At 38.6% G+C, this 19,609-nt stretch carries 23 protein-coding genes and 5 pseudogenes; 13 read left to right on the top strand and 15 right to left on the bottom strand.

The window, feature by feature from the left end; translation table 11 throughout:
* Positions 1 to 33: 33 nt before the first annotated feature.
* The 6 genes from DYY66_RS14510 to serB form a co-directional block, all read right to left on the bottom strand.
* Positions 34 to 306 (bottom strand): pyridoxal-phosphate dependent enzyme (locus DYY66_RS14510; protein WP_394352599.1); only part of this gene is annotated, 273 nt, incomplete at its 3' end.
* Between the two features lie 5 nt (positions 307 to 311).
* Positions 312 to 560, bottom strand: a complete 249-nt coding sequence (locus DYY66_RS07040; RefSeq protein WP_309223982.1) for a sulfurtransferase TusA family protein — start codon at positions 558 to 560, stop codon at positions 312 to 314.
* A 61-nt stretch (positions 561 to 621) separates the two neighbouring features.
* A complete protein-coding gene (locus tag DYY66_RS16260) occupies positions 622 to 1,125 on the bottom strand; it encodes a PHP-associated domain-containing protein (RefSeq protein WP_394352602.1) in 504 nt (167 codons plus the stop codon).
* A gap of 764 nt (positions 1,126 to 1,889) precedes the next feature.
* Positions 1,890 to 2,099 carry a coenzyme F420-0:L-glutamate ligase gene (locus DYY66_RS14505; RefSeq protein WP_309223985.1) on the bottom strand — a complete coding sequence of 70 codons (210 nt, stop codon included), beginning with the start codon at positions 2,097 to 2,099 and terminating at the stop codon, positions 1,890 to 1,892.
* 46 nt (positions 2,100 to 2,145) lie between these two features.
* On the bottom strand, positions 2,146 to 2,631 hold a 486-nt coding region (locus tag DYY66_RS07030), incomplete at its 3' end, for a coenzyme F420-0:L-glutamate ligase (protein ID WP_255496295.1).
* A gap of 42 nt (positions 2,632 to 2,673) precedes the next feature.
* Positions 2,674 to 3,324, bottom strand: coding sequence for a phosphoserine phosphatase SerB (gene serB, locus DYY66_RS07025; RefSeq protein ID WP_166287438.1), 651 nt, complete (start codon positions 3,322 to 3,324; stop codon positions 2,674 to 2,676).
* A gap of 101 nt (positions 3,325 to 3,425) precedes the next feature.
* Here serB and DYY66_RS07020 point away from each other — a divergent pair, with 101 nt between their 5' ends.
* From DYY66_RS07020 to DYY66_RS07010, 4 genes and pseudogenes are all read left to right on the top strand, one after another.
* Positions 3,426 to 3,710, top strand: coding sequence for a hypothetical protein (locus tag DYY66_RS07020; RefSeq protein ID WP_157927109.1), 285 nt, complete (start codon positions 3,426 to 3,428; stop codon positions 3,708 to 3,710).
* 43 nt (positions 3,711 to 3,753) lie between these two features.
* Positions 3,754 to 5,025, top strand: a pseudogene (proS, locus tag DYY66_RS07015) (proline--tRNA ligase); the annotation flags it as partial.
* A gap of 6 nt (positions 5,026 to 5,031) precedes the next feature.
* Entirely contained in the window at positions 5,032 to 5,388 is a 357-nt protein-coding gene (locus DYY66_RS16255) for a hypothetical protein (RefSeq protein WP_394352601.1), read from the top strand.
* A 179-nt stretch (positions 5,389 to 5,567) separates the two neighbouring features.
* Positions 5,568 to 5,849 carry a hypothetical protein gene (locus tag DYY66_RS07010; protein ID WP_309223984.1) on the top strand — a complete coding sequence of 94 codons (282 nt, stop codon included), beginning with the start codon at positions 5,568 to 5,570 and terminating at the stop codon, positions 5,847 to 5,849.
* Here the strand turns inward: DYY66_RS07010 and DYY66_RS07005 are convergent.
* Both DYY66_RS07005 and DYY66_RS07000 read right to left on the bottom strand, forming a co-directional pair.
* Complete coding sequence (locus tag DYY66_RS07005; protein WP_166287432.1) at positions 5,846 to 6,229, bottom strand: hypothetical protein; 384 nt, start codon at positions 6,227 to 6,229, stop codon at positions 5,846 to 5,848. The genes DYY66_RS07010 and DYY66_RS07005 overlap by 4 nt on opposite strands.
* A 64-nt stretch (positions 6,230 to 6,293) precedes the next feature.
* Positions 6,294 to 6,785, bottom strand: a complete 492-nt coding sequence (locus DYY66_RS07000; protein ID WP_166287429.1) for a cupredoxin domain-containing protein — start codon at positions 6,783 to 6,785, stop codon at positions 6,294 to 6,296.
* A gap of 160 nt (positions 6,786 to 6,945) precedes the next feature.
* Here DYY66_RS07000 and DYY66_RS06995 point away from each other — a divergent pair.
* Positions 6,946 to 8,019: pseudogene (locus DYY66_RS06995) on the top strand (S1C family serine protease); the annotation flags it as partial.
* Between the two features lie 125 nt (positions 8,020 to 8,144).
* The gene (locus DYY66_RS16250) at positions 8,145 to 8,219 is read left to right on the top strand and encodes a hypothetical protein (protein WP_394352600.1); all 75 of its coding nucleotides are present in this window, start codon (positions 8,145 to 8,147) and stop codon (positions 8,217 to 8,219) included.
* 2 nt (positions 8,220 to 8,221) lie between these two features.
* Here the strand turns inward: DYY66_RS16250 and DYY66_RS06990 are convergent, their stop codons facing one another.
* From DYY66_RS06990 to DYY66_RS06975, 4 genes are read right to left on the bottom strand one after another with little or no spacing between them, the layout of a single operon-like run.
* Entirely contained in the window at positions 8,222 to 8,797 is a 576-nt protein-coding gene (locus DYY66_RS06990; RefSeq protein WP_166287426.1) for a DNA-3-methyladenine glycosylase, read from the bottom strand.
* A complete protein-coding gene (locus DYY66_RS06985; protein WP_166287423.1) occupies positions 8,794 to 9,375 on the bottom strand; it encodes a uracil-DNA glycosylase in 582 nt (193 codons plus the stop codon). The genes DYY66_RS06990 and DYY66_RS06985 overlap by 4 nt, the downstream gene beginning before the upstream one ends.
* 1 nt (position 9,376) lies before the next feature.
* A complete protein-coding gene (locus DYY66_RS06980; RefSeq protein ID WP_166287420.1) occupies positions 9,377 to 10,795 on the bottom strand; it encodes a TldD/PmbA family protein in 1,419 nt (472 codons plus the stop codon).
* Positions 10,796 to 10,816: 21 nt separating this feature from the next.
* Positions 10,817 to 12,691 (bottom strand): HAMP domain-containing sensor histidine kinase, encoded by a 1,875-nt coding sequence (locus tag DYY66_RS06975; RefSeq protein ID WP_166287417.1) that lies wholly within the window; start codon positions 12,689 to 12,691, stop codon positions 10,817 to 10,819.
* 64 nt (positions 12,692 to 12,755) lie between these two features.
* Between DYY66_RS06975 and DYY66_RS06970 the strand changes: the two genes are divergently transcribed.
* On the top strand, positions 12,756 to 13,124 hold the full coding sequence (locus tag DYY66_RS06970; RefSeq protein ID WP_166287414.1) for a hypothetical protein: 369 nt from the start codon (positions 12,756 to 12,758) through the stop codon (positions 13,122 to 13,124).
* A 42-nt stretch (positions 13,125 to 13,166) separates the two neighbouring features.
* Entirely contained in the window at positions 13,167 to 13,529 is a 363-nt protein-coding gene (locus tag DYY66_RS06965; protein ID WP_166287411.1) for a response regulator, read from the top strand.
* Here the strand turns inward: DYY66_RS06965 and DYY66_RS06960 are convergent.
* Positions 13,524 to 14,441: a response regulator gene (locus DYY66_RS06960; protein WP_166287408.1), complete on the bottom strand. Its 918-nt coding sequence runs from the start codon at positions 14,439 to 14,441 to the stop codon at positions 13,524 to 13,526. The two genes, DYY66_RS06965 and DYY66_RS06960, sit on opposite strands and share 6 nt — an antisense overlap.
* Positions 14,442 to 14,497: 56 nt before the next feature.
* Here DYY66_RS06960 and DYY66_RS15415 point away from each other — a divergent pair.
* The 3 genes and pseudogenes from DYY66_RS15415 to DYY66_RS06955 form a co-directional block, all read left to right on the top strand.
* Positions 14,498 to 14,857 (top strand): annotated as a pseudogene (locus DYY66_RS15415) (PIN domain-containing protein); the annotation flags it as partial.
* Between the two features lies 1 nt (position 14,858).
* Positions 14,859 to 14,992, top strand: a pseudogene (locus DYY66_RS16245) (hypothetical protein); the annotation flags it as partial.
* A gap of 500 nt (positions 14,993 to 15,492) precedes the next feature.
* The gene (locus DYY66_RS06955; protein ID WP_309223983.1) at positions 15,493 to 16,608 is read left to right on the top strand and encodes an ATPase, T2SS/T4P/T4SS family; all 1,116 of its coding nucleotides are present in this window, start codon (positions 15,493 to 15,495) and stop codon (positions 16,606 to 16,608) included.
* Here the strand turns inward: DYY66_RS06955 and DYY66_RS06950 are convergent, their stop codons facing one another.
* Positions 16,609 to 17,064, bottom strand: a complete 456-nt coding sequence (locus DYY66_RS06950; RefSeq protein WP_166287405.1) for a metal-dependent transcriptional regulator — start codon at positions 17,062 to 17,064, stop codon at positions 16,609 to 16,611.
* 117 nt (positions 17,065 to 17,181) lie between these two features.
* Between DYY66_RS06950 and DYY66_RS06945 the strand changes: the two genes are divergently transcribed.
* Both DYY66_RS06945 and DYY66_RS06940 read left to right on the top strand, forming a co-directional pair.
* A complete protein-coding gene (locus DYY66_RS06945) occupies positions 17,182 to 17,526 on the top strand; it encodes a hypothetical protein (protein ID WP_166287402.1) in 345 nt (114 codons plus the stop codon).
* 62 nt (positions 17,527 to 17,588) lie between these two features.
* On the top strand, positions 17,589 to 18,083 hold the full coding sequence (locus DYY66_RS06940) for a DUF192 domain-containing protein (RefSeq protein WP_166287399.1): 495 nt from the start codon (positions 17,589 to 17,591) through the stop codon (positions 18,081 to 18,083).
* Here the strand turns inward: DYY66_RS06940 and DYY66_RS06935 are convergent.
* Positions 18,080 to 19,274: pseudogene (locus DYY66_RS06935) on the bottom strand (AMP-binding protein); the annotation flags it as partial. The gene DYY66_RS06940 and the pseudogene DYY66_RS06935 overlap by 4 nt on opposite strands.
* Positions 19,275 to 19,609 lie beyond the last annotated feature (335 nt).

The following is a 19,609-nucleotide window of genomic DNA, read 5'->3' as shown; positions in this document are numbered from 1 at the left end:
TGATTATTGTGTGTCCTCTTTTAATCAGGCCTNGTATCCCAAGAGTTTTGCAATTCCTGCAAGTGCAATGCCTGTGTTTCCAGATGTTGGCTCTATAATTATGGTGTGCCCTCTTTTAATCAGGCCCTGTTCTTCTGCCATCTTTACCATCCAGTAAGCGGCTCTGTCTTTTACAGAACCAAATGGATTGTAAAATTCTAATTTAGCGAAAAACTCTGTTTGGTTTTTTGAAAGTGACTCTAGTTTCACAATTGGCGTGCCACCTATTTTTATTGGCATACCGAGATCTTCTAGTGTTTCAGCCAAGTGGGTTATTTCACCTTCTTGATTGTAAATTCTAGATCTTTGTCTGTTTTTTTAATGCCAATTAACTGATGACCCATTCTATTTACCCATCTTGTGATGTCCTCTTCAGATGCAGGATCATCTGCAGTTATTTTTAGAATGTTTCCTACTGCCATTCTTTCCATCTCTATCTTTGTTCTAAAGACAGGCTCAGGACAGAACATGCCTCGTACATCAATTGTCTTGGTTGGAGTTAATTCCGAAATATCGGTCACCTGTAAGCCAAAAAGTGCTCACGCAATATTAAAATCTATTCATAGGCGCAAGAAGATACTATCATCTAAGAATCATTGGCAAAATTGCACGCAGGTTTCTTTCATACAAAACCGTATGATCCTGATCTTTGAAATTAATCTTGTTGGAAAGTTTTGTTATCAAGCGAACTGCAACTTTGTATGCAGTTGTCCAGACTATGCTGTCAGGATTTGATTCAAAGGCATTGATCAAAAATCTGCATACTCCTGTAAGGTGAGGATGGTTTTCTTTAAAGTATATCATGATATCTTCTTTAGAATTTTCAATTTTATACAGTGCATGTTCTATCATTTCTCTGCTTGTGATGTATCCAGTTTCACTAACCGTAACTTTTCCGTGTCGTAGTGCATAGAGTACATCATCAAGATTGTTTTCAGAATCTACCAAGTTTATGCATCTGCCAAGTGTAGATGCTACATGTGAATCACTTCCTGCCACTTCGATGAGTCGATTTGCTTTGGCAAAATGATATGCTCGAAGATTAGAATATCTGTCCACGTTGTTGCTGTTAAAGACCTCAATCATGTCACATAGAACTGCTCTTTCCCTAAGTCCATTACTAAGACCAAAAGGGTGAGGGGCACAAGAGATTGCACCCTGGGACTTGATAGCATCAAGGGTCTCCTCCAATGTGCTTCCAGCTTTTATGGTTTGATTTAGGCCAAATGCAAGAACATGAATGNAATATCTGTCCACGTTGTTGCTGTTAAAGACCTCAATCATATCACACAGAACTGCTCTTTCCCTCAGTCCATTGCTAAGACCAAAGGGATGAGGAGCACAAGAGATTGCACCCTGGGATTTGATAGCATCAAGGGTTTCCTCCAATGTACCTCCAGCTTTTATGGTTTGGTTGAGGCCAAATGCAAGAACGTGAATGCCTTGATCAGTTGTTATCTCTTCTCCTGGATAGACCTTGATCTTTTTGTATTTTTCATGGTTACTTCGATACTCCAAAAGTGAACCATATCCGTTTATGGTATTATGATTTGTAATGAAAAATGCATCAAGGTTTGCCTCGTATGCTTTTTCAAGCTGTTCCATGATTGTCACTCCACAGTCGTATGGAGTCTCTTTTGGTCCAAGCTGAAAGTTTGAAAATTCGTTATGACAGTGTAGCTCTATTTTCAATCCAGCCAATGTTTATCGAATCCATCAATCAATGCATATAATCTTTGTTTCTGGAATTTTTGCTTAGCGGAACAGATCAAGTGATTTATTGCGTAATAGATCTTTGAGCCTTCCATTTCTTTTGTCAAACTTGTAATTGCGTATGATCGCAATTGGTNTTAGCGGAATAGATCAAGTGATTTATTACGTAATAGATCTTTGAATCTTCCATTTTTTTTGTCAAACTTGTAGTTGCGTATGATTGCAATTGGAGTATTGAGCATCTTTCCTCGAACCAACTCGCTTGCAGAACAGATTTCATCGGCAACTGCAATTGCCGTAACTCGAAGAACTCTGTCAAATGTATCATGTTTTCCCTCATAGTTAATTATCGAAGATATTCCGGATATGCCTATCGCAACATCTGTTTGTCCNTTCTCTAAACGGTCTTCCAAATGTATCAGAAATAATCACTGCAACATTTTTTTTGGCCCTTGTTTTTATTTTTCTTCTCAATTTATCAGCAGAATCATCAGCATTTTTTGGAAGCAGTGTAGCAAATCCTTTTTCCACATTGCTTTCATCAATTCCTGCATTTGCGCAGACAAGACCCTGATGTGTTTCAGATATTATTATCCCATTTTTCATGCGAACAAGTCTCTTTGTTTGATCAAGAATAAGCTGAACAATTTTTGGATCCTTGTTGTATGCACTGGCAATACCTACTGCAAGTAGAGTCGGTCTAACTAGTGCCAGGTCAATTTTTTGACCCTCTTGTTTTGAGATAATTTTTTGGGTAAATACCAAAATATCATTGTCTTCTAGTCCACGTCCAGCCTTGGTCTTGAGCAAAATCTCAACCAAGTCATCTCCCGGTTCTACATCAGACGATAACTCGACGGGAATGATTTGAACTGACATGTATCAGGTCTAATTTTTTACGGCTTTAAATGATATCTTGCTTTAGGCCAGAGTCTGCACCGGTATTTTCAGACCATAGTGTTTGTTGATCAGTCCAATAAGCTTGGAAAGATCTTTTTCTTCCAGTGTGACAGTTGCAAGCTCCTTTACCATGTCCTGGGCTCTAAATGCGACTCCAAGTCCGCAGATGTCGAATAGTCTGATATCATTTGCCCCATCTACAACCACTACGATATTTTCTTTTTTCTCATTCCATTCTTTTATCTTGATGAGAGCAGATTTTGACTTGTCAGAGTCAACCTCAATTGTTACCCCATCAAGTTTTCCATCTTTGAATAACAATTCATTAGAGTAAACATAGTCAAGACCCAGCTCTTCCTTTAGTCTATCAGTCATTATAGTAAATCCTCCAGATACTGCCATTATCTTCCATCCAGCAGCCTTTAGTGCATTACATGCTTCTTTTGCACCAGTCATTACTTTTAGTGAATCAGAGACTTCCTTGCAAGTCTGATAATCAATTCCACGTAAAAGTTCGATTCTTCGTTTTAATCCCTCCTCCCAATTTATTTTGCCTTCAATTCCTTGTCTTGTTATGGCCCAGATCTCATCTTGTTTGTTAATTTTTTCGGCAAGTATTGGAAGAAATTCTGCATCAAGTAATACACCCTCAACATCAAAGATTGCTAGCATCGGTTTCTTCTTTCAACCACAAATCAGATTATATTAATCTTAAGCGATTCTCGGATCTTTCTACCACTAGTAATATATTCAAGCTTTCCAAGTTGTAGAATATGGCGGAACTTCCACACAAATATGAAGTACCAGTAAAAGTTGTTGCAAAGGCTATCAAGTTATCAGACGAAACCAAAGAAGAGCTCAAAGCATCAGGCATGATGGACGACAAGGGAAAGCTCAAACTCAAAGGTGTGAGCCCAAAGATGCTCAAGCGTATGAAAGAGGAAGCAGTTGACTGTCCTGTTTTGAAAAACGAACTTCCATTTATCCAGTGTTTTGTATGTTCTAACTTCCAGAGCAGAGTCTCAGGTAAAGTGCTCTGTAAAGGCGATCCACTCTAAAAAACCAGAAAGCTCATTAGTGCAAGTATAAGAAAGACTGGAATTGAGCAAAGAGATAGGAATTACAGTTAAGAAAAATGAAAATTTTAGCGAGTGGTATACGCAGACAGTACTAAAGGCACAACTTGCAGATTATGCGCCAGTAAAAGGCCTAATTGTACTAAGACCATATGGGTATTCTATTTGGGAATCTCTAAAATCATCACTTGATCAAAAATTAAAAGCAACAGGACACGAGAATGGTTTTCTTCCGGTTTTGATACCAGAGTCATTGTTAAGCAAAGAGTCAGATCACTTTGCGGGTTTTACCCCCGAAGTCTTTTGGGTCACACATTCTGGTGAAACAGAGATTGGTGACAAGCTTGCGTTAAGACCCACCTCGGAGGCACTTGCATATTCAATGTATTCAAAGTGGATAAAGAGTTGGAGAGACCTGCCACTAAAGATTAATTTTTGGAACACTGCACTAAGAGCAGAGATAAAGGCAACCAAGCCATTTTTGAGGACCTCCGAGTTTCTCTGGCAAGAGGGCCATACGGTACACACAACAAAAGAGGAAGCAGAATCAGAAGTCATGACAATACTTGAAATGTACAAAAAAACCGTGGAAGAAGAACTTGCAATTCCTGTAGTCACTGGCAAAAAAAGTGAAAAGGAAAAGTTTGTTGGAGCAGTTTACACTACAACGATGGAATCAATCATGCCAGACGGCAAGGCACTCCAGATGGGAACATCACACTTTTTGGGTCAAAACTTTTCAAAACCATTTGATGTAAAATTCCTTGACAAGCAAAATGTAGAGACCTTTGCATGGCAGACATCATGGGGAGTGTCATGGCGTCTAATAGGTGCACTAATCATGATCCACGGTGACGACAAGGGACTTGTACTGCCTCCACGAGTTGCACCAATTCAAGTAGTCATAGTTCCGATTTACTATTCTCCAGAAGACATGGAACTTGTACTCAACAAGGCCTCAGAGATAAAACAGACATTGGCAAAACACAATCTTCGCATACACATGGATGTAAGAGACGAGGTTACTCCAGGATACAAGTTTCATGATTGGGAGATGAAGGGTGTTCCATTGAGAGTCGAGATAGGCCCAAAAGATATTGCAAAAGGAAAGATGGTTCTTGTCAGAAGAGACAATCTCAAAAAAACGGATCTTGCATTTGAAGATACAGAAAGCGGAATTCTTGCAATGCTAGAAGAGATTCAGCAGAATCTATTTGAGAATGCTAAGAACCTTTTAAAAGAAAAGACCAGAGAGATAACAGACTTTGAAGAATTTAAGATAGAGGTGGAAAAGGGCNGAAAGATGGTTCTTGTCAGAAGAGACAATCTCAAAAAAACTGATCTTGCGTTTGAAAATACAGAGAGTGGAATTCTTTCAATGCTAGAAGAGATTCAGCAAAATCTCTTTGAGAATGCAAAGAATCTCTTAAAAGAAAAAACTCTAGAGGTGACCAATTTCGAAGAATTCAAAAAAGAGGTGGAAAAGGGTGCATTTCTTTATTCGCCATGGTGTGGACAGACAAAATGTGAAGAAGTTATCAAAGAATCAACAGGTGCAGATATCAGAGTAATTCCATTTGATGCCAAGACACAAGATTCTAAATGCATTGTATGCAAGAATCAAACCAATATTCATGCTATTTTTGCAAGAAGTTATTAGCAATGACAAGTGATTTCACAATATACAGGCATCGTACTACAAACGGATTGTGATGTGATTGTCAGGTCCAAGTCCATACCGTGACAGAATTTACATAATCAAGGACATCATTCTTACACTAGTCCAATATGGCGAGCTTAATCAGACAGCCCTTGTGAGTTTTTGCGGNCCGTGACAGAATTTACATAATCAAGGACATCATTCTTACATTGGTCCAATATGGTGAGCTTAACCAGACAGCCCTTGTGAGCTTTTGTGGGCTGAATTTAAAAAAACACAAATCAATACTGACAGAATTAGAAGCAAATGGCTTGATTCAAAACGAGGAGAGAAGCATGGGAAAACGTATCATTACAATCTACAAGCCAACCCCAAAAGGAATTGAATTTTGTAAGACAATTTTGGATCCTTATGAAACATTATTCCCAAGAAAGAAAAAGAATTCAGATAAAGAAATCTAGTCTTGGTCTAGACCATACTGTGATGCAATCTTTTTGTCAATCTCGTCTTTTTGTTGTAGATATTCTTGGTATTTTTTATTCCAAGACTTTAGTGTCTTGTATTGTCTGATTCCAGTCACCATCCAGCCAGTAGATATAGCAATAACCAAGCCTAGCAGTATGCTCAGTGCTACGCCAAAGTCATATTCACGCTCAAGAACAATGAAAAAGTGACGGTGTGTCAACAAGAAGATGGACAAACCTATTGCAAAAGGTGCCAAGATAAAACCAGATATTGAGACTCCCAGAAGAACTCTCCTTAATTCAAGAATTTTTTGTATAAAACTATCCATTAAGTCAAGTACATCAAAACGAGAGGCTGGTGTCTTGTTTTCACTCATCTGTAGTTAGCCTTTTCCTGATTCAAATGAAAAGATTTGCTAAAGAACATTTTGACTATCAATTTTACGGATCCACAGTTAGTGTGCCCTTCATTTCAGGATGTAATGTAGAATAGTATTGATAGTTTCCTGTCTTGTCAGCTAGGAAGTTTATTGTCTGAGCTTCAAAGTATTTCAGATGTCTTGTATGTACGTTAAAAGCATCAATGTTTAGATCCTGGTCTGCACCAGTATCCTTGTCTTCATTTATCACATGTAATGCAACAAGTGTTCCTTGTGGAACGTGAATAACAGGATCAACGTTTGTACTAGAAATTGACTTCTTTCCAGTTTTAGTGGATTGCTCATCATAGTAATATCCTTGGTCATTATGAGTTGCCAATATGTAGACATTGGAGGCTGTTGCAAATACTGGATGGTCTACGTTTACAGGAATTGAAGATGTCCACAAATAATACACTCCACCTGCCACAGCAAGTGCGATAACTGCAACGGTAATTATCATTCCTTTAGATATAGGACTAGATTTAGCCTTGTTCTTCTGCTTCTTGACCACAATGAAATCAGTGACTTGTGTGTATATTTAGGTAATGATTACCAAAGTTTAGCAAAACATAATACCAAAAAACCAGATGGGTTAATTCGACTAGCAACATGGAACAATGTGTAGCAAAATATAATATTTCGATTTACAGTATTTTGGCAGAGATTTTAGCATGAGAAAACTTGAGATTATACTTATCGGGATAACTATCGTTCTTGCTGCTACCGTAGCATTACAATTTAGCAACGGAAGAACATTAGAAGACATATCACAGGCAACCGTACAAGGGCCACCAGGGCCTCAAGGTCCGCCTGGACCACAAGGCCCTCCAGGATCAAGCCTTGCAACAACAGATTCTATTCTTACGCATATTTTCAAGAATTCAGAAAATTCTGTAGTACAGATAACAAGTAAGGTATCAACGGTAGACAATAATTTCATAATAAATGGCCAGCCACTTTCAAGCCAATCTACAAGACTTGGGTCAGGTTTTGTATATGATACCGAAGGGAGAATAATTACCAACAATCACGTTGTAGAAGGATCAAAAACAGTAAACGTGTCCTTTATTGACGGAAATACATACACTGCCAAAGTGGTGGGAACTGATCCTGGAAACGACATTGCAGTCATACAGATAATTGACAACTTTTCAGATGAATCTCTTGTTCCGCTAACATTTGGAAACTCGTCAAGTCTTGATGTGGGTCAACAAGTCATTGCAATAGGTAACCCATTTGGTCTAAGTGATACAATGACAACAGGCATAGTAAGCCAGATTGGAAGGCTTCTTCCAAATGACAATTCTGCAGGATTTTCAATCCCTGACGTAATTCAAGTTGATGCTGCAATCAACCCAGGAAATTCTGGAGGACCGTTGCTTGACTTGAATGGTCAAGTGGTTGGAATGAATACTGCAATCAGCACTAGCACAGGTGATTTTGCAGGAGTTGGATTTGCAGTACCTGCAAATACAATAAGCAGGATAGCTCCTGTCTTGATCAAAGATGGAGCATACTCTCACCCATATCTTGGCATATCTGGAAGAAGTCTAGACTCTGACATTTCCCTTGCAAACGGACTTGCAAGAAACTTCAAGGGTGTGATAGTTGAAAACATAGTCAAAGGAGGACCTGCAGACAAGGCAGGCATAACTCCAGCCACACCAGATCAGAATAACATCTTGCACGGAGGAGATATCATAACCTCAATAGACGGACACCCAATCAAGACAATTTACGATGTCNTGACCAGAACAACATCTTGCACGGAGGAGACATCATAACTTCGATAGATGGACACCCGATCAAGACAATTTACGATGTTATTGCATATCTTGACGAGCAGAAAAATGTTGGAGACAAGGTAATAGTGACAGTATACAGACAAGGAAAATCAATGGACTTGACGGCTACACTTGGCGCTAGACCTAACCCATCTTCCTAGTTTTATGTAAAAATATTTTTTGTCATCTTAAAATTCCACATCTTGTCATTTGCTTTTTTTATTCCAATTCTTGGTCCTGCAAGAATCTCCGACTTTTTTATTTCCAATCCATCAGTGATAAACAGGTTAGATCTTTTTGTAAGGTCTTCACCGTATTCTTTTTTTGTTATCTTTAACGCTTGGGTAAGCTTGGCAGGACCATTTGTAAGGTTTGAGATATCAGAGATTTTACGCTGCCTTGACATGAAATCAATTCCTGTTTTTGGTACAAGCGATCTTATCAAGACTGCACCTGCTTCATAATCAGAGCTTCGCGCAACTGCATTTACACAATAATGCATCCCATATGTAAAATAGACATACGCCCTACCAACCTGACCAAACATGGCCTTGTTTCGCTCGGTCATTCCTCCATAGGTATGACTTGCAGGATCGTCCTTGTATCGATATGCTTCAGTTTCTGCTATTATACCAGAGATGGTATTTCCATTAATTTTTCGGACCAGTATTTTTCCAAGTAAATCACGAGCAACATCTACTGTATCCCTATCATAAAATGAGCGGGTAAGTGCCTTCATTGTGAAATTTCTACGTCCAAACCCTTTCTTAATTTATCCAAAGATTTGGCAAGAAATACAAAATCATCTTTTAGAACCTGCCTGAGACTTGGATTGTAGATTACCGCTGCAGGGTGGACAGTGACAAAATAAAGAAGGCCATTGTTTTTTACAATCTTGCCACGGTTTTTTGTTATCTCACTACCATCAAGTAATGAACTATATGCAGTGTTTCCTAGAATACAAATTATTTTTGGTTTTATTATTTCCAGTTCTTCTGAAAGATATGGCCTGCATGCAGCGCGCTCTTCTGTTATAGGCTGCCTGTTGTTTGGCGGTCTGCATTTTACAACATTTGTAATATACACCTGGTCCCGTGTGAATCCAGCATACTCTAGTGCCTCAGAAAGAATTTGTCCTGCAGTACCAACAAAGGGCTTGCCCTGAAGGTCCTCATTTCTTCCAGGAGCTTCTCCAACAAAAATTACATCTGAATGATAATTTCCATTTCCAGGTACTGCATTTGTTCGTGATTTTGAGAGACTGCAGTTGGTGCAAGATATTACTCTGTTTTTTATATCATCTAGCTTTTCAGACATTTTATGTTGCCACACTTTTTACAATTGATTTGCCACGTATATGTGGACCACCATTCCCCATCCTCATTATTTGCATTGGGTCGCCCTTGCCGCAGTTTCCAATAGGCCTAACAGTGAAATCTTTTCCTCTTGCATCAATGGAATCAAAAAACTCTGGCGAGTTGCCCATCACAATGACATCTCTTAACAGTTCACCAAGTTCTCCGTTTTCAATTTTTTGCGCATATTGGCAAGAGATGCTCCAGTTATACCTCATCATATCTATTGATGGTATTTTCATGTTACAGATCAAAAATCCATTTTTTACGTCTTTAATCATTTCATCAGGATTCCAATTTCCAGGTGCGATGCAAGTGCATGCCATTCTCACAAGAGGCATAAACGAATACCCAGTTGCACGCATCGATGAATTTGGAATAGTGTCAAAAAGAGAGGCAGTCTCCCGACTTTGCATGTGGTTGCTCAAGATCCCATCCTCTACAAGTATTTTCTTTGTTGCAGGTACTCCTTCGTCGTCATACCTGTACCATCCAAGACTAGAAGGAATTGTAGGATCATCAATTACATTAAGTTCAGAAGAGCCAATTTTTGTTCCAAGTTTTCCTGCCCACCATGCACCTCCTGCCCATGCCATCTCTTTTCCAAGTACTCGGTCTGCCTCAGATGGGTGACCAAGAATCTCATGAGAAAGTAATGCAACAAAGTCGGGATTCATTACCACTGTTGCTTTTTCTTCTTTTACTGTTTTTGCATCAAGCAGTGCATCTGCTTTTTCAGATATTTCTCTAGAGGCTGCAAGAATGTCATTTTTTCCAGTAATCATTTCAAGCCCTCCCCTTCCCCCTTCTGTTGTGCTAACAGATTGTGTCAATCCAGAATAGTGCGATGTTGCGGATAAATTTGCCATGACGTCATCAAAGTCTTGAGTGATTTTTGATCCCTCACTGTTTACAAAATATTTGTGAAATTTGTCATGGTGCATTGATACGGATGATTTGATTATTCTTTTTTTGTCATGAATTATCTTGTCAGATTCAAGACCAATTTTTACCATTTCTTCAATATTTGGTTCAACCATCATCTTGAAATGTACTTTGTCAGTAAAAGAGCGAACTTCTGCTAGACATATCTTTTGTTTCTTATTTTCAGAATAATATCTTGCAGTTTTTATGGTATCCACAATATTCTGTTGGATATCATCAAACGAATGCGGCATAGAGACAGAATAAAATCCCCAAGCGCCATTTACTAGCACTCTGATTCCAAGACCAGAATCATTTGACAAGACAGAATTTTCAACCTCGCCGTTTTCAATTACAAATCCTGATGTCTTTACAACTTCTGCCCTTACGTCACAATACTGAGAGCCAAAATCAAGTGCAATTTTGACTGCCTTATCAGCATAATCTTCAAGCGACATGGCATTTACCAGACTGGTATCCTATATTGGCGTTCTATTTGTCTCTGTTTTTGGAATTGTAAATGAGAAGGTAGTTCCTTTGGACATCTCACTTTCCATCCATATTGTGCCACCGTGTGCTTCTACAATTCCTTTACAGATAGATAGGCCAAGGCCACTACCTCCTTTTTCCCTGGTACTTGTGGTATCAGCCTGGTAGAATTTTTTAAAGATCTGGTCTTTTGCGTCAGGAGGTATTCCTCTACCATTATCTATGACTGAGACCACAACTTCATTATTTTTTTCTTCAAGTTTTACCTCCACCTTACCGGTCTTTGGAGAAGTTGCCTTTAGACTATTTTTTATCAGGTTGTTCAATACTTGTTTCAGTCTATCCTCATCATAAAATGCATAGACATCGTTTTTCTGAGTAAAAGTAAGTGAAATATCATCTGCAATTGCCTGCGGGTGCATTCCAAGTATCGTTTTTTCGATTGTTTCCTTGAGATTGTTTTTCTCTTTTTTGATTCTAAGTTGCCCTAGTTCAAGTTTCTGCGCATCAAGTAAATCAGAGATGAGTTGTAGTAAAGTGGTGGCACTTGAACTGATTATCCTGAGTCTTTCTTTTTGTGTCGTATTTAGCGGTCCAAGATGCTCACCAAGTAATATGTCAGAGTATCCTTGAATTGGTACAAGCGGAGTCTTTAGTTCATGCGTAACCATTGCAAGAAATTCATCTTTTGCAACCTCAACTTTTTTTGCCTCTTCTTCTTTTTTCTGGATTGTCATAGACATTGCGTTAAAGGTATCCGCCAGTTCACCTATCTCGTCTTTTGCAGAGTAGATAATTTTTTCTCCATAAACACCCTCTTTGATACGACTGATTGCCTTTGTCAAAGTTTCAAGAGGTGACAAGGACTTTCTAATTGACAGTATTACAGCAACAAATACGACAATGTCAGCAATTATGAATAATTGGACTATCAAAACTTTGTCGTGCAGCTGTAGATCAATGATTCCGTTCCATTGGCTTACAAAGTCAGAGGTGGCATTGAGTAGTACAGTTCTTTGCGAATTTAATTTTGACAATGCAGCACCAAAGTCTTTTGATAATAATGTATTTGATTCAATATAGACTAGCTTTGCATTGACAGATTCCCATATTGGGTCAATCTGCCTTATAGAGCCAGAATTTTGTCGTGGAATTTCAAGCAGTGTTTCTGTAGTGATTCCATAGGCTGCATATTCAGGGTCATCTAGTGGCAATCCCTCCAGTTTTTTCAGATCAGCTCCAAAAAGTATCCTATCCTTTTTCAAGGCCGAAGTAACATTTCCCCCCTCACCAATGGAATACAATAATGTTTTTTCGCCGATATCTTTTGCAAGACTTATCATTTCCAGTGCAATTATTTTGTGTTTATTGTAATTTCTATCAAGTGGAGTAAGATCATTTTCGATGCCGTTTGCAAGTGACACCAGATCACCGTTTTTACCAAGTACGTATGTCAATCCATCCTTTACTTTGGAATCAAAGATGGTCTCTTTCTTTATTTTTTCTGCATCGTCTTTGTATGGAGCCCATGCATCACCTACCTTTGCATATGCTGGAATCAATTCTGGTGGAACCGCGACTAGATTTAGTCCGCCAATATTTCCTCCCACACCAAGTCGTGCATATGTATTATCAAAATCAGATAGTTGTTGTTCTAGAATTGGCCTGTCTCCTTCATTTCCACCTGCAATAGAATTTGCAGTACCGCCAATTCTTTCGACTATAACTTTTAGATCACTTGCATAGCTAATAGAGTGTAGAATGTCTTGATTTTGTTGTGATGTAAATATCAACAAGTAAAAGTTGACAGCAGAAACTCCGATTATCACTGCAAGTAAAAAGTACGTTTTTTGAGTCAGTTTCACAAAGAAAAAAAGACAGCAGACGGGTATAAAAGTTAGTATAAAAGATATCTAGTAAGTAGTTAAAATGTCTGAAGAGTTTCTCAGAATAGCAAGACAAGAGATACAATCAGAGATAGACAGCCTAGATGAAATTTTTCTTGCCTGCACCAATGATGAGCAACTCTATGAAAAATCAACAGATATTGAAAAACACATGCACAAGATCAAGGGTTTGGCACCTATGATGAAACAAGAAAAAATGGGCGAAATCGCAAAAATAAGCGACCTAGTTCTAAAACATGTTTCAAACCACGGTACACTGAAAGGTTCTCACAAAATAACCAGTGATGCAGTAAAGATAATGTCCGGTCTATTTAGCGGACAGGCAAATATCCAGATAGATGATTTTAAAAAACAGGTGAGAAAATCTTGTCCGCAGATCGTAGGATTTTAGATTACACTTGTAATTATATAGTACAAACTTGGTAGAATTTGTATGGCCAGCGTGATGATAGTGGATGATTCTGATGCCATAAGAATGGTCTTAAAGGACATACTTGTCATAGGTCAGCACAATCTGGTTGCAGAATTATCAAGTGGAATTGGAGCATTGGAAGAATATATCAAATCAAAACCGGACATTGTTTTGCTTGACATGGCAATGCCAAAAAAAGACGGTCTGTCAGTACTCAAAGAAATTATTTCACACAATCCAAAAGCCAAAGTAATCATGATTTCAGCTAGTGACAATCAAGAGACAATAAAAGAATGCATCAGATCAGGCGCTAACACATATGTTTTAAAACCATTTAATTTTCAAGAAGTTTTGAAAATAATCAGTAATGTAACACAATCATAGACTAACTGATTTGTATCCAGTACTTGTAACCCATTTTGCTTTTTCCAGTGGGAATCTGTTGTTACATTTAACACATATGTAATCTTGAGACGGATCGGAAAATTTGTTTCCACAGTCACTGCATATGTAATAATTATCAATTGACTTGTAATCAACGCCCATGATCTTTATCTCTTTTTGACATTTCGGGCATTTGTTTTCTTTGTAGGAATCTTCAATTGAGACATTTCCACATTTGAAATGTTCAATCAATTTTCCTTGAACAAAATTAGTGCCTTTACAGGCAGGACAGAAGAAATTTGGAAGAACCCGCACAGAATCACACTGTGTACAAGAGACTTCTTTTATTTCAGAAAGTTTCATTATCTTTTTTTCATTTTCAAGACGCAAAAGATGATTTTCCAGTAAATCTTTTTCAGTCTTGGAATATTCTGCAAGTCTTGCAAAACTTATCCTAGAAGAAGATTTCAGATGCAAGATTATTCTTTCAATATCACCGGATGGTTTTTCCTCAAGAATAGATTGTTCCTGTTCCAGAGTCTCAAATACATTTTTTAGATTTTCATATCTTATCGGCTTTTCAATATACAGATACGCACCACCTCGCATAGCATTTTTTATCTGTTCATCAGATTTGGAGTCTGCAGTTTCAAGAATGATTTTTGCGTCAGGACGTATCGCAAATATACCAGCCATCACTTCATTTGCATCCATATCAGGAAGATGGAAATCAAGTAACACTATTGATCGCTTTCCATCCTTTTCAAGATCGGAGAACGTTTGAATTCCGGCCTTGCCGCTATCACATGTCTTTACATTTTCATACCCCAATTTTTTTAAAAAATCCCTCAACAGGAGGGTTATAGCCATACTGTCTTCAATTATCAAGATATCATTTTTGCTACCAGTCATGGAAATGTCCAGCACATTGTACTATATTATTTCTTAGCTACAGTTATGGTTAAAAGATGCCAAAAATGAGTACACGTGTGGAAAAATACGTTGTAGATACTAGCATCATAATAGATGGTGAGATTACCAAGTTAATCGAGGCCGGTACATTGACAAATTGTGAGATAATAATACCGGTTGCGGTTTTAGACGAGTTACAATCACAGGCATCCCAGCACAAAGATTATGGCTTTGTGGGCCTCGAAGAGATAAAGAAAATTCGTGAGTTGGCAGAGAAGAACAACATTACGCTTAGGTTTGAAGGAGAACGCCCAAGCATGGATGACATCAAGCTTGCAAGGCATGGCAGAATTGATGCAATAATAAAAGACATTGCAAAAAAGAATGGTGCCACATTTTATACAGCAGATTACGTGNTTGCAAGACACGGCAGGATTGATGCAATAATAAAAGACATCGCAAAAAAGAATGGCGCCACATTTTATACGGCAGACTACGTGCAGGCACTTGTAGCACAGGCAGAGGGTGTAAAGACAAGTTATTCAAAACCCNGAATTGATGCAATAATTAAAGACATTGCAAAAAAGAATGGCGCCACATTTTATACAGCAGATTATGTACAGGCCCTTGTAGCACAGGCAGAGGGTGTAAAGACAAGCTATTCAAAACCTCAAGTCAAGATCTCAGACCTCGAGTTTGAAAAATACTTTGACAGTCAAACAATGAGTATTCACCTAAAAGAAGGAACATTACCACTTGCAAAAAGAGGCAAGCCAGGAGCATTTTCTCTTACAGAGGTAGGAGATACTTTGTTGACAAAGGAGTACTTGGAAGGAGTAACAAGTGAAATCCTAGAAGCATCAAGGGCTACACAGCTTGGCATAATAGAGATATCAAAATCTGGCGTACTTGTAATTCAATACAAAGATTATAGAGTTGTTGTCACCCATTCACCATTTTCAAACAATTACGAAATTACAATAACTCATCCGATAATAAAGATGTCATTAGACNTGTTGTCACCCATTCACCATTTTCAAACAGCTATGAAATTACAATAACTCATCCTATAGTAAAGATGTCATTAGATCAGTATACAATCTCTGAAAAATTAATGCAACGACTTTCTGAAAAAGCAGAAGGAATATTGATTTCAGGATCACCTGGGTCCGGAAAGAGTACCCTAGCATCAAGCCTTGCAGATTATTATTCAACAAAAGGCAAGATAGTAAAGACGTTTGAATCCCCAAGAGACTTGCAGGTAAACAAAAAGGTAACACAGTATACACATCTTGAAGGAAGTTTTGAAAATGCTGCAGACATACTTCTTCTTGTAAGACCGGATTATACAATATTTGACGAGGTCAGAAGATATCAGGATTTTAGAGTGTTCTCAGACCTAAGACTTGCAGGAGTAGGCATGGTGGGAGTTGTTCATGCACATGCACCGCTTGATGCAATACAGAGATTCATAGGAAAAGTTGAGCTTGGAATGATCCCTCACATATTGGATACAGTTGTCTTTGTCAAGGCAGGTCAGATATCAAAAGTGTATGAGTTAGAATTCAAGGTTAAGGTCCCCACAGGAATGACAGAGCAAGATTTAGCAAGACCAGTAATTGAGATTAGAAATTTTGAGGACCATAACCTAGAGTACGAAATTTACACATATGGTGATGAAAACATTGTCATACCAATATCAAAGGAGAGTAAAAGTGGCGGCATTGAAAAACTGGCCGAGGCAAAAATTCGTGACACCATACGCAGGTTTGATTCTGATGCAGAAATTGAGATCCTGTCAAACAACAGTATACGGGTAAGAGTGGACAAGGAATCCATGCCATCAATCATAGGAAGAGGCGGGGCAACAGTAAATGATCTTGAAAAAACACTCGGAGTCCATATTGACGTAGAGCCAAAAGACGGCGGATCTTCAAGGGGTGGAGAATGGTTTGAAATGTCAGAGTCTGGAAATAATTTTGTCTTAGAAGTGGACATATCAAAATCCGGCATGGATGCCGAAGTCTATGTCAATGGCAAAAACATCACATCTACCAGAGTAGGAAAGAATGGCAGAATAATAATTCCAAAAAAATCTAGTGCCGGAAAAAGATTGATTGGTGCAGTGATGTCAAAAGATGATATCAGAATAACTGTACACGACTAGCTACTGGAAACTATCAAGAATTTTTGGATTGGACTTTAGAAAGGTAACAAACTTTCGTAATTGCTTTATTGTCTGTGGATTTAGGTGATGTTCTATTCCTTCAACATCCTGGTTTGCTATTTCATGATTAATCCCAAGCATTCTAAAGAATTCTAACAGTGTACCATGTTTTTGTCGTACTGCATCGGCAAGTGAAGCGCCTTTTTGAGTCAGGTTTATTCCCCTATATTTTTCATATTCAAGATACCCACCTTCTGCAAGCTTTTGGAGCATTTTTGTGACAGATGGGGCGCTGACTGTGAGATATCGCGAGATGTCAAGAGTATTTGCATATCCTTTGAGCTCTACAAGTTCGGATATTACCTCAAGATAGTCCTCTATCCTGGTATAGTTGGTTTTTGCCGACTTGTGTGCCTCTTTTATGGATTCTAGCCTCTCAGCACGCTTTTCCTTCATATTTTTGTTAAGTATACACGAAATCATATAACCTAATCTCTTGATCAGAAATGTTCACCCAGTGGTGATTGATCTTTTGCTGGGAGTCTTAACTATTTTTTTAAAAATGAGGGGTGCATGGATGAGGGAGTCAGGCAGGGTATTGATAAAATAAAGAAAGTCAGAGATTCCCTCCATAGAAGAGCCAAAATCTACTCGGAACTTGGCAGGATGGATGACAGGGGTACGGCACGTGCACTTGGAGCACTGCAGAGAGCACCTGCACCAGGAAAAAAGATTACAAAGATAGGATTCATTTTTCTTCTTTCGCCAGACCCATTTACTACACCTCTTGGCATACCAATGATAATCGCAGGAAAATATCTAGAAAAGGTATACAACGGTGCAACAATCAAAGATGTAGGTCAGGAGACAAAGAACTTTTTCAGCGATTATTCCCATCTAAAAGACAAGATGAGTTAGGACCAAAACTCTGCATCATTTTTTACATGGGTTTTTAACTAGATATTGACTACCAGATTTTTGTGGCAACAAGGGCCCAAGTTTTAATCCCAATTGCAATTGCAGCAGTTGTAATAGGAATAGTGGGTGTATTGACAATCCCTGCAGATTCCAAACTTGCTGAAGTCAAGTTTCCAAAGGGAACAATCAAGCTTGACGACAAAATTTTAGACGTACAGATTGCAGAGACTGATGCAGAAAAAGTAAGAGGCCTTATGTTCCAAAACGAACTTCCAGATGATCAGGGGATGATCTTTGTTTTCAGCCAAGAACAAATTGTACCCATATGGATGTTGAATATGCAGTTCCCACTTGACATAATCTGGTTTGATGCCGATGGAAATGTTATTCACATTGCAAAAAATGTTCCACCTTGCAAGTCTGCACTTGAAACTGCAACATGCACAGTTCAAAATGCAGATGGTAAAAAGGCAAAATATGTTTTAGAAGTCACTGCTGGATTTACTGACAAATTCCACATAACTGAAAGTTCCAAGATGCAAATAATTTCAATCTAGGATTTTGCAAGGGTCTGTTTTAGCTCGGTAAATGCTGACTTTATCTCATCAACAGATGCCTCGTCTTCGAGCGTGCTGATATCACCAATTTTCTCATTCTGAGCCAGTGCTTTTAGGAGTCTTCTCATGATTTTGCCACTTCGTGTCTTTGGAAGTTTTGTGACAAAATAAAGTTGATCAGGAGATGCAATAGGACCTATTGTTGTTCTGATATGTTGTACAAGATCTTTGTGTAGTTGTTCAGATGGTAAAATAGCCATCTTTTAGAACTAGAAATACAATGATTGCTTCTCCCTTGACATCATGCGGTATACCACATACTGCAGCTTCTGCAACTGCCTTGTGTGATACAAATCCGCTTTCAAGCTCTGCAGTACCTAGTCTATGACCTGCAACTTTTAGCACATCGTCTGCTCTTCCAAGCATCCAGATGTATCCATCCTTGTCCCTTATTGCATAGTCACCTGCATAGTACATGTTTTTGTATTTTGACCAGTAGACTGTTTTGTATTTTTCATCATCACCCCATAGTGTAAGAAGCATTCCAGGCCACGGGTTTTCTACTACAAGATATCCCTTGGAATCATCAGGTACTGGTTTTCCGTTTTCATCAACTACAGATAGACAAACTCCTGGAATAGGTCTTGATGCAGATCCTGGTTTTAGTGGAATTGTTTCAATCCCTGGAAGAGGTGATATCATTGCACCGCCAGTTTCTGTTTGCCACCATGTATCTATGATGGGACATTTTTCTTTCCCAATTGTTGTAAAATACCATTTCCAGACCTGAGGATTTATTGGCTCACCGACTGTTCCAAGTAATCGCAGACTGGACAGGTCATTAGAATTTGGTAGAGCATCTCCATACTTCATGAACATTCTCAGCGCGGTAGGAGTAGTGTAAAGTATAGTAACGCCATATCGTGAAATGATTTCCCATATTCTTGCAGGCGTGGCATAGTCAAGTGCACCTTCGTACATTACCTGAGTCGCCCCATTCATTAACGGCCCATAGACTACATAGCTATGCCCTGTAACCCAACCAATATCAGCAGTACAAAAATAGACATCCGAATCCTTGATATCAAAAATCCACCGAAATGTGGAAGACACATGTGTGAGATACCCTCCAGTTCCATGTAGTACACCTTTTGGTTTTCCTGTTGTTCCCGAAGTATAAAGAATGTAAAGNGAATGTAAAGAGGATGAGTGCTATCAACCATCTCTGCATCACAGAGCGGTTCCATGGAACTGACAAATTCGTTCCACTTTTTATCACGTGCAGTAAAGTTGATTTGATTATGTGTGTGTTCAAGAACAATTACGTTTTCTACAAAATCAAGTCCTTGTATTGCNGAATGTAAAGAGGATGAGTACTGTCAACCATCTCTGCATCGCAGAATGGTTCCATAGAACTGNGAATGTAAAGAGGATGAGTACTGTCAACCATCTCTGCATCACAGATTGGTTCCATGGAACTGACAAGTTCGTTCCATTTTTTATCACGTGCAGTAAAGGTGATTTGA

Source organism: Candidatus Nitrosotalea sp. FS, assembly GCF_011319475.1.
GTDB lineage: Archaea > Thermoproteota > Nitrososphaeria > Nitrososphaerales > Nitrosopumilaceae > Nitrosotalea.
This window is presented reverse-complemented; position numbering and strand designations above follow the sequence as displayed.